At 67.3% G+C, this 14,233-nt stretch carries 10 protein-coding genes; 7 read left to right on the top strand and 3 right to left on the bottom strand.

The window, feature by feature from the left end; genetic code table 11:
• Positions 1–75 precede the first annotated feature (75 nt).
• From phnE to ACQY78_RS23860, 3 genes are read left to right on the top strand one after another with little or no spacing between them, the layout of a single operon-like run.
• Entirely contained in the window at positions 76–897 is an 822-nt protein-coding gene (phnE, locus tag ACQY78_RS23850) for a phosphonate ABC transporter, permease protein PhnE (RefSeq protein ID WP_428679609.1), read from the top strand.
• Positions 894–1,643: a phosphonate ABC transporter ATP-binding protein gene (gene phnC / locus ACQY78_RS23855; RefSeq protein ID WP_428679612.1), complete on the top strand. Its 750-nt coding sequence runs from the start codon at positions 894–896 to the stop codon at positions 1,641–1,643. The genes phnE and phnC overlap by 4 nt, the downstream gene beginning before the upstream one ends.
• The gene (locus tag ACQY78_RS23860) at positions 1,640–3,163 is read left to right on the top strand and encodes a 5-methyltetrahydropteroyltriglutamate--homocysteine methyltransferase (RefSeq protein ID WP_428679615.1); all 1,524 of its coding nucleotides are present in this window, start codon (positions 1,640–1,642) and stop codon (positions 3,161–3,163) included. Before phnC ends, ACQY78_RS23860 begins: the two co-directional genes overlap by 4 nt.
• A gap of 9 nt (positions 3,164–3,172) precedes the next feature.
• Here ACQY78_RS23860 and ACQY78_RS23865 read toward each other — a convergent pair whose 3' ends face one another.
• The gene (locus ACQY78_RS23865) at positions 3,173–6,565 is read right to left on the bottom strand and encodes an autotransporter outer membrane beta-barrel domain-containing protein (protein ID WP_428679617.1); all 3,393 of its coding nucleotides are present in this window, start codon (positions 6,563–6,565) and stop codon (positions 3,173–3,175) included.
• Positions 6,566–6,780: 215 nt separating this feature from the next.
• Here ACQY78_RS23865 and ACQY78_RS23870 point away from each other — a divergent pair, with 215 nt between their 5' ends.
• Positions 6,781–8,736 carry a PAS domain S-box protein gene (locus ACQY78_RS23870; RefSeq protein ID WP_428679620.1) on the top strand — a complete coding sequence of 652 codons (1,956 nt, stop codon included), beginning with the start codon at positions 6,781–6,783 and terminating at the stop codon, positions 8,734–8,736.
• Between the two features lie 82 nt (positions 8,737–8,818).
• Here ACQY78_RS23870 and plsY read toward each other — a convergent pair whose 3' ends face one another.
• The gene (plsY, locus tag ACQY78_RS23875; RefSeq protein ID WP_428686480.1) at positions 8,819–9,439 is read right to left on the bottom strand and encodes a glycerol-3-phosphate 1-O-acyltransferase PlsY; all 621 of its coding nucleotides are present in this window, start codon (positions 9,437–9,439) and stop codon (positions 8,819–8,821) included.
• A gap of 173 nt (positions 9,440–9,612) precedes the next feature.
• Here plsY and ACQY78_RS23880 point away from each other — a divergent pair, with 173 nt between their 5' ends.
• Positions 9,613–10,602, top strand: coding sequence for a Bug family tripartite tricarboxylate transporter substrate binding protein (locus tag ACQY78_RS23880; RefSeq protein WP_428679622.1), 990 nt, complete (start codon positions 9,613–9,615; stop codon positions 10,600–10,602).
• A gap of 73 nt (positions 10,603–10,675) precedes the next feature.
• A complete protein-coding gene (locus tag ACQY78_RS23885; RefSeq protein ID WP_428679625.1) occupies positions 10,676–11,182 on the top strand; it encodes a YbhB/YbcL family Raf kinase inhibitor-like protein in 507 nt (168 codons plus the stop codon).
• 91 nt (positions 11,183–11,273) lie between these two features.
• Here the strand turns inward: ACQY78_RS23885 and ACQY78_RS23890 are convergent, their stop codons facing one another.
• Positions 11,274–13,073, bottom strand: coding sequence for a sulfatase-like hydrolase/transferase (locus ACQY78_RS23890; protein WP_428679628.1), 1,800 nt, complete (start codon positions 13,071–13,073; stop codon positions 11,274–11,276).
• 124 nt (positions 13,074–13,197) lie between these two features.
• Between ACQY78_RS23890 and ACQY78_RS23895 the strand changes: the two genes are divergently transcribed.
• Positions 13,198–14,211 carry an amidohydrolase family protein gene (locus tag ACQY78_RS23895; protein WP_428679630.1) on the top strand — a complete coding sequence of 338 codons (1,014 nt, stop codon included), beginning with the start codon at positions 13,198–13,200 and terminating at the stop codon, positions 14,209–14,211.
• Positions 14,212–14,233: the final 22 nt, after the last annotated feature.

Below are 14,233 nucleotides of genomic sequence, written 5' to 3' on the forward strand. Positions count from 1 at the left end.
GCCGATCCGGCAGACGCCGACTTACAAGGGTGAGGTGAGTGGGTCAAGGACGGTCGACGTGTCGAGTATGCGTTGATGGCGAGCGCGGCCGAAAAAGCGCTTGCCGAACTCGAGGCGCAGGGGCGTGGCTTCAGTGTCCGACGCCTGCGCCTTTGGCTCATCGCGGCGCTCGTCCTCGCTTTCTATGCCGTGTCGTGGGACCTCGCGGGCATCGACCTCGAACGGCTGGCGACCGGCCTGCCCAGGCTCGGCCACTGGATCGCGTCGGCCTGGCCGCCCGACACGCGCGAGGTGCCGCTGTTCGCCTATCGCATCGCCGAGACGGTGGCGATGGCAGCGCTGGGCACGACGCTGGCGACGCTGCTCGCCATCCCGATGGCGATCCTCGCCAGCCGCAACATCACGCCGTGGCCCGCGCTCTATTACCCGGTGCGTTGGTTCCTGAACGCGCTGCGCGGCATCGACTCCTTCGTCTTCGCGCTGCTGTTCGTCGCGGCGGTCGGCCTCGGCCCCTTCGCGGGCGTGATCGGCATTGCGCTCCACACCTGGGGCAGTGCCGCCAAGTTCTTCGCCGACCATATCGAGAATGCCAATCTCGGGCCGCTCGAAGCCGTGCGCACGACCGGCGCCGGGCGCTTCACCGCGATCTGCTATGCGCTGGTGCCGGACATATTGCCGGTCATGCTCTCGACCACGCTCTTCTGGTGGGAGTTCAACATCCGCGCCTCGACCGTGCTGGGTGTGGTCGGTGCGGGCGGGATCGGGCTGGAACTGAAGAACAGCATGGACCTGCTCGACTTCCCGCGGCTCTTCACCATCATCGCCATGATCCTGGTGGTCGTGACCGTGCTCGACCAAGTCTCGGCCTGGCTGCGCAAGCGGCTCATACGTTCATGAGCGGCGCTCCACGTCTTACAGCCGTCGGTCTCGGCAAGGCCTTCAAGGGCCATGCGGCGATCGACGACATCAGCTTCACCGTGCGCGAGGGCGAGTTCGTTGCCGTTCTGGGGCCCAGCGGCGCCGGCAAGACGACGTTGTTCCGCTGCCTGACCGGCCTGCTGCCACCCGACAAGGGCGAGGTCCGCGTTGACGACGACGATATCGCGAAGCTGCACGGACGCGCCCGCCGCCGCATCGCCGTGGTGTTCCAGCAGTTCAACCTGGTGAGCCGCCTCAGCGCCCTCGACAATGTGCTGGCCGGCCGTCTCGGCCATGTGCCGGCGTGGCGCGGCGTGATGCGTCGCTTCGACCGTGACGACCGGCTGCTGGCGCTGGAATGCCTCGATCGGGTCGGGCTCTTGCGCCAGGCGATGCAGCGCGCCGACACGCTGTCGGGCGGCCAGCAGCAGAGGGTGGCGATCGCACGCGCCATGGCGCAGCGGCCAAGCCTGATCGTCGCCGACGAACCCGTTGCCAGCCTCGATCCCGCCGCCGGCGCGGGCGTCCTCGAACTGCTGCAGCGTATCGCGCGCAGCGACGGCGTTGGCGTCGTCTGCTCGCTCCACCAGGTCCATCTGGCGCGCACCTACGCCGATCGCGTCGTCGGCCTGTCGCAGGGGCGGAAGGTGATCGATAGTCCGGTGGCCCAGTTCGACGAGGCCGCGTTCGGCCATCTCTACGGCAACAGCGAGACCCCGCCATGAAACCGACCGAGACACATGCGTTTCCCGAGGGCATCACCGGTGCCGATGTCAGCTTCGACGGCGGCGATCTCGATTGCGGCAACGGGCTGCTGCTGCTGATCCGCAAGCACATCGATCCGATGGCGCGCGGCCAGCTGCTGGAAATCCTCTCGACGGAAATCTCGGTCGACGAGGACCTGCCGGCCTGGTGCCGCCTCACCTCGAACGAGCTGGTGTCGTTCCGGAAAGTTGGCAAGCAGCGCAGCTTCGTGATCGCCAAGGGCAAGCTCGCGGAGCGCGGCCAGGCGCCGCTGGGGGTGCGCCACTCCAGCGGCGCTCATACTCAAGCGTCGTCGCAGCCCCAAGCCCCCCGTACCCCCATCGCCGCGCCGTCTGTGCCTCCGATGTCCGTCATGGGCATCGGCTCCTGGCCGCGTCCGCGCTGGATGGTTGAGGCCATGCATTCCTACGTAGAAGGCAAGCTCGACGAGGCCGCGTTCCACGAGACCGCCAACGACGCCGTGCGCCTTGTGGTCGCCGCGCAGGAGCGGGCCGGGGCGGGCGTCCTCACCGATGGCGAGCAGCGCCGCGATTCCTATGCGAGCTTCGTGGCGACCCGGCTCGACAATTGCCAGCTCATCCCGCTCACTGACCTGCTGCCGCTGGTCGACGATCCCGAGAAATTCGAGCGCGAGCTCAGGGCGCTCGACGTGCCGGCCGCCGACGTGCGCCATCCGGCGGTGCTGGGCCGCATCTCGCGCAGCCGGCCGCTGGCGGGCCACGAGGCCGATTTCCTGCGTACCCTGACGGCGAAGCCCCTCAAGGTCGCGCTGCCCGGCCCCTATCTGCTCACGCGCACCATGTGGATGGAGTGCCTCAACGAGCGCGCTTATGAAAGCCGCGAGGAGCTCGCGCAGGACATCGTGACGGCGCTGCGGGCCGAGCTGAAGGATCTGCTCGATGCCGGTGTGTCGCTCGTCCAGTTCGACGAGCCCGTCCTGTCGGAGGTGGTGTTCAGCGGTGCCAAGAGCGGCCCGTCCTTCATGTGCGGCGCGCTTTCGGAATCGCGCGAGCCGGCGCACGAGCTTGCCTTCGCGCGCGACCTGGTCAATGCCGTGGTCGAGGGAAGCCCGCGCGAGCGCATTGCGCTGCATGTCTGCCGCGGCAACTGGACGCCCGACGAATCGGTGGCGCTGAGCGGCGACTATCGCCCGCTGGTCGACACGCTGAAGCAGATGCGGGTCGGCGCCTATCTCCTGGAGATGTGCACCCCGCGCGCCGGCGAGCTAGAGATCCTGAAGGCGCTGCCCGACGAGGCCCGGATCGGCGTCGGCGTGGTGAACCAGAAATGCGCCGAGGCCGAGCCGGTGGAGGAGGTCGTGGCCAAGATCGCCCGCGCCATCGACCTGTTCGGCAAGGACCGGCTGCTGTTCCATCCCGACTGCGGCTTCGCCACCTTTGCCGACAACCCGATCTGCAGTGCGGGTTCTGCCGAGGAAAAGCTCAAAGTCATCGCCCAGGCTGTCGAACGGGTGCGCTGAGCCCAGGCCTCACCACACCATGCGGATGCCGGTGGTGAGCGCGTGGCTGGACGTCTGGCTGGAGACGTCGCCCTCGTAGCGGAGATAGGCCGAGGTCGAGTCGGCCAGCGCCGTGCTGGCGGCGAGGCCCAGCACGACACTGTCGCGCTGCGGCGCCGCACCGAAGGTCGTGAAGGGTGAGGCCGGGGCACCGATGAACGAGGCTGTGACCGGGCGAGCCGTGTCGGCGAACTCGTGGCCCCAACCCAGCCGGAACTGCAGGGCAAGCTTCTCGCGCCAGCCGAGGTCCATCGCGCCGCCAAGCTGCGCGCCGAATACCGTGCGCAGCGAATTGGTCGTCTGCGCGGCGACGCTGAGGCCAAGCGAGCCGGCGCCGGTCTCGGTGAAGGCATTCTGGGTTGCCGTCGAGGCTTGCAGGCGTGCGAACGGCGTCACGAAGGCCTGAGCCAGGCCGCCGATATCGAAGCGATAACCGGTCTCGACCTGGCCGAACACCTGATTGACGCCGGCGCGGCCCTGCGCGGTCGCCGCCGGAATGCCGGGGATCGCGATCTGCCGCGTCATCTGGTTGTCGGAATAGGCATAGGCGGCAAGCGCATCCACGTACACGGGGCCGCGCGCGTAGCTGCCGTAGAGGCCGGCCTGCACCGTGCCGGTCGTACCCTGGCCCTGGAAGCCTTGGACCCATTGCGTGCCGCCACTGTAGCCCACGGTGACACCGAGCAGGAAGTCGGGCGAAAGCTTGCGGTCGATACCCGCGGCGAAGCCGCCGAGATTGTAGGTGAGGGTGCCGGCGTTCGTCGTGCCGAGGATGGTGCCGAGACCGCCGACCGCGCCGCCCCAGGCGCCCCACAGCGCCGGAGTGACGCTGTCGCAGGCCACGTCGCAGGCCTCGGCCAGCGCCACGCGGTTGCTGCCGCCGGAGGAACCGCCGGCCTGGCCTGCGAAGTTGCTCATGAAGAGCTGCGCGCCCGCCACGCCAACCGAGGAAAAGCCGGAATAGTTCTGGCCGCTGAGTGCGTTCAGTGCCGCCGTGCCCGCGGCGGGCGACAGGGTGGTGAGGGTGGCGATGGCGCTGCCGAACGAGCCGGTGGCGGTCGCGGCGCTGGCGTCGAACGCCGCGCCGACCGCCGCCTGGTTCGGCGTCTGTGCACCGCGCGCGAAGCTGCGCGAGACGGTGAGGTAGGCGTTGTTGGCGTCGTAGCTCAGCGACGGAAACAGGAAGGCGTAGTTGCCCATGGCGCCGGCAAAGCTGCCGGTGACTCCGCCGGTGGCATTCACGATCGTGTAGGTCTGCTGCGCGGCGTAGGAGCCGGGGTCGCCAATGAAGTTCACTGTGCCGCCCAGCACGGCAGTGCCGGTGACGTTCACGCGATCGGCCTGGCCCTGGTTGTTGAGTTCGACCTGATAGGTGCTGCCTGTCGTCTGGGTGAGGTTGCCCGTGACGGTCAGCGTGCCGATCGAGTTGCCAGGGGCCAGCATGCCGCCGTTGGTCACGCTGCCGAAGATCGTGCCGGCACCCCCCAGGCTGCCTCCTGGACCGACCGTCACGTCGCTGGTGATGCTGCCGTTCACCGCAAGCCGGCCGTTCGAGACCGTGGTCGGGCCGGTATAGGTGTTTATGCCCGTCAGGTTCAGCAGCCCCGTGCCCTGCATCGAGAGGCCGCCGCTGCCGGTGAGGACGGAGGCGAGCGTCGTGCTGGCCGACTCCGTGACGGTGAGCGTGCTGGCGCCCAGCGAGATCGTGCCGCCGGTTCCCTGGAGCAGGGCGACGCTGACATTGTTGCCATTCAGATCGAAGGTACCGCCATTGACGACGAGTGCGCCGAATGGCGATAGCGATGCGCCCGCCGCGAGACGCAGAGTACCTTCGTTGACGAAAGTGCCGCCGGTGTAGCTGTTGGCGCCCGACAGCGTCAGGATGCCCGGGCCCGTCTTGGTCAGGCCGCCGCTGCCTCCGATCGCCCTGCTGACGCGCAGGTCGTTGCCGTTGGTGTCGAAGGTGCCGCCGCCGGCACCCACCGTGACCGAGCGGTCGATGGTGAAGGCCGAGGTCGCCTGCAGCGTGCCGCCGGTGAAGGTGAGGCCGCCCGACAAAGCGCCCATGGCGGCATCGGTGCCGGCGCGCAGCGTGCCGCCCGAGGCGATCCACAGGCCGCCGGTGAAGGTGTTGCTGCCCAGCAGGTTGACCGTGCCGCCCGAGATGGTGAGGCCACCTGGCCCGGAGATGGTGCCGGAGAAGGTGCCGGTACCCGTCTGACTGAACGTCGTGTTGCCCATGAGGTAGGCGTCGAAATCAGTGGTGAAGCCGCTTGCAAGCGCGAGCGTGCCCGTCAGCGCCAGCATTGGATCCAGCGTCGCAGTGGTGGTCAGACCGGAATCGGACAGTGAATAGCCCACGAAGCCGTTCACCGGATCGAACAGGTAGTTGAAGCCGGCAAAGAACTGCCGGCCGGTGTTGAGGAACGGCGTGCTCGAGGTGGAGCCCTCGACGCGGCACGGCTTCATCGAGTTGCTGGAAGTGGTCGCACACTGCAGCTTTGAGCGGTCGATGTCGAAACTGTAAAGGGCACCCGTCGCCGAGGTGCCCGGCATGGAGATGTCGACCCGTTCGTTGTCGTGGCCGAACGGCTTGAGGAAGGCATAGTCGATGCCGGTGTCGTGGAGAATCGTTCCGCTGCCAGCGGCGCCGCTTCCGACCTTGAGCGAGACCGGAATGCCGTTCCAGAGGTTGGGCCCGTTTGCCGCATCCGGAGTGAGCTGGACGAACGAATAGCCGTTGTTGGCCGTGGTCAGGCCGACGACGATCCGGTCGTTCATGACGACATAGCCCTGGTTGGGCAACGCTGTGCCGTTCACCGAAACGTTGAGCAGGGGATTCATCCCCACCGCCGAGACCTGCGTGAGATTCCCTTGAGCCACGTTCTGGGCAAAGGTGAGAGAGGGGTTGATCGTGCCGCTGTAGACGTTGTTCCTGTTGTTGCCGATGCCGAAATACCTGGTGTTGTCGTCGTTGGTAACGACCAGCACCTTGACGGTGGTTGAACCCGTCGCGGGGGTGCCGCCCGAGGTGCCGCCGAGCAGGCTGACGGGCAACTCATAGAACGTGCCGGACGGCGAGGCGCCGCTGCTGTCGTAGTTGATGGTGCCGGCGCCGAGCGGCTTGTAAGCCGCGAGCGATGGAAGCAGAGCGGCCGAGATTGCGATGCCGGTGGAGCCGGTATCGATGGTGAACCCGTTGATCCTGGCGCCTCCAATCGCAACGTCGATGAGAGCGGCATGATTGCCGGCCACGCCGCCCGAAACCGTGTTCAGAGCGCCGGCCGTGTACTGGATCTCGAGGCTCGTACCCCCCTGGTACATGTTCCAGGCGGGAGCCGACGGCTCCGCCAGGGCCGGCATGCCGGCGACTGCAACAAGAATTAGGGTCAGTCCGGGAAGAAGTGATTTTTGCGGAAACATCATGAAAAGCTACGACCCAGGACTGCCCAAAATGCACAGTCCTATGCATATGCCAAGGAGAGCAAGTTAGGAACTCGCCGTGGTTTCACGTCTCCACGACCCGACCGTGCTTCGGCAATCCCGCCGCGCGCCTCCTATCCGTGCTACACAGAAGCATGACGGTCCACGCCCCCGAAGTTCTTCCGTTTTCCAGCGAACGGGCCGACGGGAACTCGTTCCGCCCGTTGGCCGAGGGCGTACTGGACTATGCCGTCTACATGCTCGATCCGGCTGGCAACGTCGTGAGCTGGAACAGTGCGGCGGAGCGCTTCAAGGGCTATAGCGCGGCCGAGATCGTCGGCAGCCATTTCTCGTGCTTCTATGCCGAGGAGGATCGCCGCTCCGGCCTGCCGGCGCGGGCGCTCGACCTCGCGTTGCGGGAAGGCAGGTTCGAGAACGAGGGCTGGCGCGTGCGCAAGGACGGCACGCGTTTCTGGGCACACGTCGTCATGGAACCGATCCGTGGTCCGGACGGCATGCTGCTGGGCTTCGCCAAGGTCACGCGCGATCTCACCCGGCGGCGGGCGGCCGAAGAGCAGTTGCGCCGCAGCCAGGAGGAAACCCGCCTGCTGGTGCAGAGCGTCACCGACTACGGCATCTACATGCTCGACCCCGAGGGCAACGTGGCGACATGGAACGCCGGCGCCCAGCGCATCAAGGGCTATACGGCCGAGGAGATCGTCGGCCAGCACTTCTCGCGCTTCTACACCGAGGAGGACCGCGCCGCCGGCGAGCCGCAACGGGCGCTGGCGACGGCGGTCCAGGAGGGCCGCTTCGAGAAGGAGGGCTGGCGCGTGCGCCGCGACGGCACGCGCTTCTGGGCCAGCGCCGTCATCGATCCGGTGCGCGGGCCCGACGGCGCGCTGCTGGGTTTCGCCAAGGTCACCCGCGACATCACCGAACGCCGCGACGCCCAGCTCGAGTTGGAGCGCGCGCGCGAGGCGCTGTTCCAGTCGCAGAAGATGGAGGCGATCGGCCAGCTCACCGGCGGCGTCGCGCACGACTTCAACAACCTGCTGACGGCCGTGATCGGCAGCCTCGAACTGGTACGCAAGCGCCTGTCGCCGGACGAGAAGAACCTGCTGCTGATCGACAATGCCATGCAGGCGGCGCGCCGCGGCGCCACCCTGACGCAGCGCATGCTGGCCTTCGCGCGACGGCAGGAGCTCGATCCCGAACTGGCCTCGGTCGCTGCGCTGGTGGCCGGCATGACGACGCTGTTCGACCACACGCTCGGCCCCGCGATCGTGCTCGACGTCGACTGTCCGCCATCGCTCGCCCCGGTACGGGTCGACGTCAACCAGCTCGAGATGGCGTTGCTCAACCTCGTGGTCAACGCGCGCGATGCCATGCCGCGCGGCGGCACGATCGCCATCTCCGCAGCCGAGGTTGAAGCGGGGCCGGCCTCGCCGTTCCCGCTGCCGTCCGGCCGTTACGTGCGCCTCTCGGTGCGCGACCAGGGCCATGGCATGGACGCGGCCACGCTGGCGCGCGCGACCGAGCCCTTCTTCACGACCAAGGGCGTGGGCAAGGGCACCGGCCTCGGCCTCTCGATGGTGCACGGCCTCGCCGAGCAGCTGGGCGGCCGGCTGCAGCTCGAGAGCGGGCCGGGCGCCGGCACGACCGCGTCGCTGTGGATCCCGGTGGCCGCCGGCGCCGATGTCCCGACGCAGCGCTCCCCCTCGGCGCCGGCGCCGGAAGCGACATCGCTTCATATCCTCGCGGTCGACGACGATGCGCTGATCCTCGTCAACACGGCTGCCATGCTGGAGGATCTCGGCCATGAGGTCACCACCGCCTATTCCGGTCACGAGGCGCTGTCGGCCCTCGCGCGGATGAAGAGGGTCGATCTCGTCGTCACCGACCAGGCGATGCCGGGCATGACCGGCACCGAACTGATCGCCGCGATCAGGCGGGAACGCCCCGATCTGCCGATCCTGCTGGCGACCGGCTATGCCGAGCTGCCCAACGGCGAAGGCACCGGCATCCCGCGCCTCAACAAGCCGTTCCTGCAGGCCCATCTCGACCAGGCGATTGCCGAATTGATGCGCGACCGAAACCGGTCGTCCTGAGCGCAGCGAAGGACCTCACGGAACGACCAAAGGACTGTGTCGCGAGGGTTGGATCCTTCGCTTCGCTCAGGATGACAAGGGTTCAGGCGCTGCTGCGCCCCACCTTGGGCTCGGTGCCGGCGAGCAGGCGCGCGATGTTGGCGCGGTGGAGTGCGAGCACGTAGAGGCCGCCGGCGATGACCAGCAGGCGAGAGGGCAGCGGCTCAGGCAGGACACAGACGAGGATCGCGGCCGTCACCGCGGCCAGCATCGAGGCGAGCGACACGATCCGCACGAGCGCCAGCACGGCGAGGAAAACGGCCGCCGCGCCTATGCCGACCGGCCAGGACAGAGCGAGCAGGACGCCAAGTCCCGTTGCCGCCGATTTGCCGCCGGTGAACCCCAGCCAGATCGAGCGGCTGTGTCCCAGCAGCACCGCCAGGCCGCACAGGCACACGGTCCAGGGCAGCCACGCCGCCGGCGCCTGCAGCCAGGGAAAGAGCCAGCGCGCCAGCAGGATCGCCGCGACCCCCTTCAGCACGTCGACGACCAGCACCGCCAGCGCCGGTCCCTTGCCCAGCGTGCGCAACACGTTGGTCGCGCCGGTCGACCCCGAGCCATGTTCGCGAATGTCGATGCCGCGGAGCCTGCCCGCCAGATAGCCCGTGGGTATGGAGCCCAGGAGATAGGCGAAGGCGACGCCTGCGATCCCGAACAGCGAAATGAATAGCGGCGATGTCGCGTCGTGCAGCGGAAGGCTCCTTCGAATCCGTTCCGACTGTAGCGCACAAAGTCGCGACCGTGCGCCATCTGCTTGCTGCCTTCACTCGTCCTGAACTAGTGTTCCGCCCGCAAGATCAAGGGGCGCGAAGGCCCTGGATCAGGGAGGACTGAAGTATGCGTACACCGACTCGTCGCGGGCTCATCGTTGCGGGTGCGGGCGCTCTCGCGGCGCCGGCTCTTTTCGCCACCTCGTCGCGGGCGCAGGGCGCGTTCCCGAACAAGCCGATCCGCATCCTCGTGCCCTATCCGGCGGGCGGCCAGACCGACGGTATCGCGCGCGTCTATGGTGAATATCTCGGCCGAAAGCTCGGCACCTCCGTGGTGGTCGAGAACAAAGGCGGCGCCGGCGGCACGATCGGCGTGGCCGAGGTCAAGCGCGCGCCGCCGGACGGCTACACCATCCTCTGCACCATCTCCTCGTCGCTGATCCAGAACCGGGTCACGGTGAAGGACCTGCCGTACGATCCGGAGAAGGACTTCACCTATCTCACCATGACCACCAGCCTGGGCGGTCCGGTCGTGGCGGCCGAGAAGACCGGTGCCACCAACCTCAAGCAGTTCCTCGAATACGCCAAGAAGGTCGACAAGCTGAACTTCGGCGCCTACGGGCCCGGCTCGACGCCGCAGATGCTGATCGAGACGATGGCGCGCCAGTACGGGTTCAAGGTCGAGGTCGTGCAGTATCGCGGCGAGGCGGCGATGTTCGCCGACGTGGCGGCCCAGCAGCTCGACGGCGCGGCCGGCAGCCCCGCCGGTGCGGCGGCGGTGATCGCTTCCGGCAAGGGCAAGGCCATCGCCATGATGGGCGACCGTCTGCCGGCCTATCCCGGCGTCGAGACGATGGTGGAGCAGGGCGCCGTCGGCGGATTCTACGAGACCCGCGCCTTCGCCGTCTTCGCCGTCCCGGCCGCGACGCCGAAGGACATCGCCAAGAAGCTTTCCGACACGCTGATCGAGGCCGGCACCGACGAGAAGGTGAAGGCGCTGATGGCCAACTTCCTGATCGTGGGCCCGCTCAGCTTTGAGGAGACCAACAAGGTCTTCCAGCGCGACAGCAAGATCATGCTCGAGGTGATGAAGGAGATCGGGATCAAGCCTGAATAGGACCGGGCTTCGCCCGCTCCCATTCGGGCCGTGAGCCGGTGCAACACATCTCTTGAACAGCGAGGAAACAACCATGTCCTTCACCGTGACCAGCGACAGCTTCCAGGAAGGCGCCGCCCTCGGCATGGAGCACATCCTGTCGGCCGAGTACGGCTTCGGCTGCGGCGGCGGCAACAAGTCGCCGCACCTGCGCTGGTCGGGCGCGCCCGAGGGCACCAAGAGCTTTGCCGTGCACTGTTTCGATCCCGACGCGCCGACCGGCTCGGGCTTCTGGCACTGGGTAGTGGTCAACATCCCCGCCGGCACGACCGAGCTGGCGCTCGATGCCGGCAACCCGAAGGCTGGCCTTCTCCCGAAGGGCGCCCTGCAGACGCGCACCGACTTCGGCGCCCCGGGCTATGGCGGCCCGTGCCCGCCGCAGGGCCACGGCCCGCACCGCTACGTGTTCACGGTGTTCGCCGTGAAGGAGGAGAGCCTGCCGGTGAATGCCGAGACTTCAGCCGCCGTCGTTGGGTTTCAGTTGCATTTCAATACGCTGGCCAAGGCCGCGCTGACCGGCACGTTCGAGCGATCGGCTTAGAAGGCCGAGCGAAGCCCGGCCTTCTAAGCCGGTGAGCGTCAGGACATTGCCTTCGGCAAGGTCCGGGAGCGACGTATGGCTCTCTCCACGCCTATCTTTCATCCAATGGCGGAAATTTCCACTTCCCGTCCCGGATCGGCAGGAACGATCCGTCGTCGACACCCACCTCCTCGGCGATGCGCTCGTTCGTCACCTGGTTGAGCGCGAGGATGAGGTCGCCGTTCTTCTTAGGGTCGAGCGCCAGGTTGGCCATCTCGTCGGGATCGGCCTGCAGGTCGTAGACCTCGAGGTCGTTCTTCGCGAGCAGCTCCTCCATCGTCTTCGGCGTGTTGAACAGGACAGGCGAGAAATAGCGCGAGAAGCGGTAGCGGCCGTCGAAGATGCTGCGGATCGACGTCCGGCTCCGGAAGTCCGGCGGATGCCCCGTCAGCATCGCCTCCTGCTGCGCGGGTGGCTTCGTCCTGTAGGTGCGGGTGTCTATCGTCATCGCAGCCCAGGTGGGATCCGCGTAGGACAGCATGTCGAAATTGAAAAGAGTGGCCGGTCGCACGGCCTTCTCTCCCGCGGCGTCCGGGTCGCGCAGCAGCGCGGAGAAGTCCTTGCCCGGCAGCCCCTCGCCGGCCCGGGCGCGGGCGGCGGCGTCCTTGCCGGTGAGTGCCAGGATCGTCGGCGTGAGGTCGAGCTGCGAGGTCAGCGCCCGGCACTGCTTGCCGCCCGCGAGAGCGGGATGGACGATCATGAGGGGCAGGTGGTTCTGTTCCCGGTACGTGGTCGTGCCCTTGCCGCGCATCTGGTGGCTGCCGCCCAGCTCGCCATGGTCCGCCGTGAAGACGACGATCGTGTTCTGCGCCATGCCGTTGCCTTCGAGCGCCTGCATCAGGCGCTCCACCTTGCGGTCGCAGTCGCGGATGGCGTTGAAGTAGTAGTTGCGCAGGGCGCGCCAGCGCCGATCCTCGTCCGGCCAGGCGCCCACCAGCAGGTCGATGGATTGCTGGTAGTAGAGGTGTGCCTTCGGCCGCCCCGGCGCGTCGAGCGGCTGGTGGCGGCTCGCGGGGAGTGGCACGCCGTCCCAGGTCGCGCGGTAGAGTTCGTCGTCCGGAGCGCGGGCGATGCCGAACGCGTGGCGCTTGCCCTGGATGTTCTCAGCTCCGATGTCGGAGTCGAAATACATCGTGTCGTGCGGGTTCACGAAATTGACGGCGAGGTACCATGGCTGGCCCTTGGTGCGCAGCGTCTGAGCTTCCGTCCGCAGCCACGAGATCGCCGTCGCGAGCGTACCGTCGTCGTACGAATAACCACCCAGGGTTCCGTCGATCATGTCGCCGATGCCGAAGAAGTCCTGGAAGCCGTAGGACTGCATGGTCTTGTGATAGTCGAGCAGCGGCGCGTCGACCGGCTTGTCGTTGAGATCAAGGTTCGCCGAGAGATGCCACTTGCCCTGATAGGCGGCGTGATATCCTAGCTCGGCGAGACGGTGGCCGATCGTCTTGATCTTCGTCGAGAGGTCGCGTTGCCAGATGGAGTTGAGGTTGTCGGCGATGCCGGTGTGCTGGATGTGCTGGCCGGTATAGACGACCGAGCGCGCCGAGGAGCAGACGCAGGAGGCCGCCTGGTGATTGAGGAAGGTGACGGCCTTCTTCTTGATCGCCTCGCGCCCTGGCACCGGGAACGGCCAGGTCGGGAAGAAATGCTCCTGGTCGACCAGCACGAAGAGGATGTTGTAGCCGGCGGGCATCGCGGCGCTTGCGGGAGCGGCCGGAGCCGTGGCGGGCGCCTGGGCCTGCGCTTGAGAGACACCGCCCGCCAGCAGGGTCGTGCCCAGCAGGGCCGCACCGGACGTCATGGCCATTCGGCGGGACGGGAGCGACGAGTCGTCTTCGGGCTTCGTCATCCGGTTGCTCCTGTGTGAACGCGCCTCATGCTACGCGGAATGGACGGTCGATTACATACGAAATGAACTCGGCGATTGGGGCGCACTGACGTAGGTTCGGCGTAACGGAGCAGGGAGCGTGAACATGTCTTTTCGACGTATCGCGGTCGAAGAAGCTTTCGTGACGCCCGAGATCCTGGCGGAATGGCAGAAGGTGCTGGCGGGAGCCGACGTCGAGCCGGGTTTCGCGAAGATGGGCGAAACGATCCTTGCGCAGACGCCGGTGAACAAGCCGATGGACGATCGCCTGCTCGACATCGGCGCTGCCCGCATCGCCCACATGGATGCAATCGGCATCGACATGCAGGTTCTCTCGCTCACCTCGCCGGGCGTGCAGGTGTTCGAGGCCTCGCTCGCGACACGGCTCGCGGCCGAGTCGAACGACGCGCTGGCCGCCGCCGTGCGCGCCCATCCGACGCGCTTCGCCGGCCTGGCGGCGATCGCGCCGCAGGATCCCGCGGCGGCCGCGAAGGAGATCGAGCGCGCCGCCGGGAGCCTGAAACTGAACGGCCTGATCGTGAACTCCCATACGAAGGGCGAGTATCTCGACGCGCCGAAGTTCCGGCCGATCCTCGAGGCGGCCGAGGCGCACGACATGCCGATCTATCTCCATCCCCGCGAGCCCGCCGCCTCCTGGGTCGCGCCCTATCTCGACTATGCGCTGTGGTTCGCCGGCTGGGGCTTCGCCGCCGAGACCGGCCTGCATGCGATGCGCCTCATCATGTCGGGCACCTTCGCGCGGCATCCGAAGCTCAGGGTCGTCCTCGGGCACATGGGCGAAGGCCTTCCCTTCTGGCTGCAGCGCATCGACAACCGATATCGGCTGGAAGTGCAGATCGGCGCCTGCCAGAAGCTGCCGCGACTCCCGAGCGAATACTTCCTCGACAACTTCGTGATCACCACGTCGGGTGTGACCTCGATGCCGGCGCTGCGCCTCTCGCTGGACGAGTTGGGCGTCGACCGCATCCTCTTCGCCGCCGACTTCCCTTACGAAGACGACGCCGATGCCGTGCGTTTCATGGACGGGGCGAGCGTCACGGAGGAGGAGCGAAAGAAGATCTACGAGACGAATGCCCGGCGGGTTTTCCGCTTGGCGTAGTCAGCGTCAGGACATTGCGCAG

This window comes from Reyranella sp. (assembly GCF_965279625.1).
GTDB lineage: Bacteria > Pseudomonadota > Alphaproteobacteria > Reyranellales > Reyranellaceae > Reyranella.

What these genes read in the sequence shown, in the direction of transcription:
- phnE (WP_428679609.1), top strand. Translation starts at nt 76, where the DNA reads ATGGCGAGCGCGGCCGAAAAAGCGCTTGCCGAACTCGAGGCGCAGGGG.
- phnC (WP_428679612.1), top strand. Translation starts at nt 894, where the DNA reads ATGAGCGGCGCTCCACGTCTTACAGCCGTCGGTCTCGGCAAGGCCTTC.
- ACQY78_RS23860 (WP_428679615.1), top strand. Translation starts at nt 1,640, where the DNA reads ATGAAACCGACCGAGACACATGCGTTTCCCGAGGGCATCACCGGTGCC.
- ACQY78_RS23865 (WP_428679617.1), bottom strand. Translation starts at nt 6,565, where the DNA reads ATGCCGGCCCTGGCGGAGCCGTCGGCTCCCGCCTGGAACATGTACCAG.
- ACQY78_RS23870 (WP_428679620.1), top strand. Translation starts at nt 6,781, where the DNA reads ATGACGGTCCACGCCCCCGAAGTTCTTCCGTTTTCCAGCGAACGGGCC.
- ACQY78_RS23880 (WP_428679622.1), top strand. Translation starts at nt 9,613, where the DNA reads ATGCGTACACCGACTCGTCGCGGGCTCATCGTTGCGGGTGCGGGCGCT.
- ACQY78_RS23885 (WP_428679625.1), top strand. Translation starts at nt 10,676, where the DNA reads ATGTCCTTCACCGTGACCAGCGACAGCTTCCAGGAAGGCGCCGCCCTC.
- ACQY78_RS23890 (WP_428679628.1), bottom strand. Translation starts at nt 13,073, where the DNA reads ATGACGAAGCCCGAAGACGACTCGTCGCTCCCGTCCCGCCGAATGGCC.
- ACQY78_RS23895 (WP_428679630.1), top strand. Translation starts at nt 13,198, where the DNA reads ATGTCTTTTCGACGTATCGCGGTCGAAGAAGCTTTCGTGACGCCCGAG.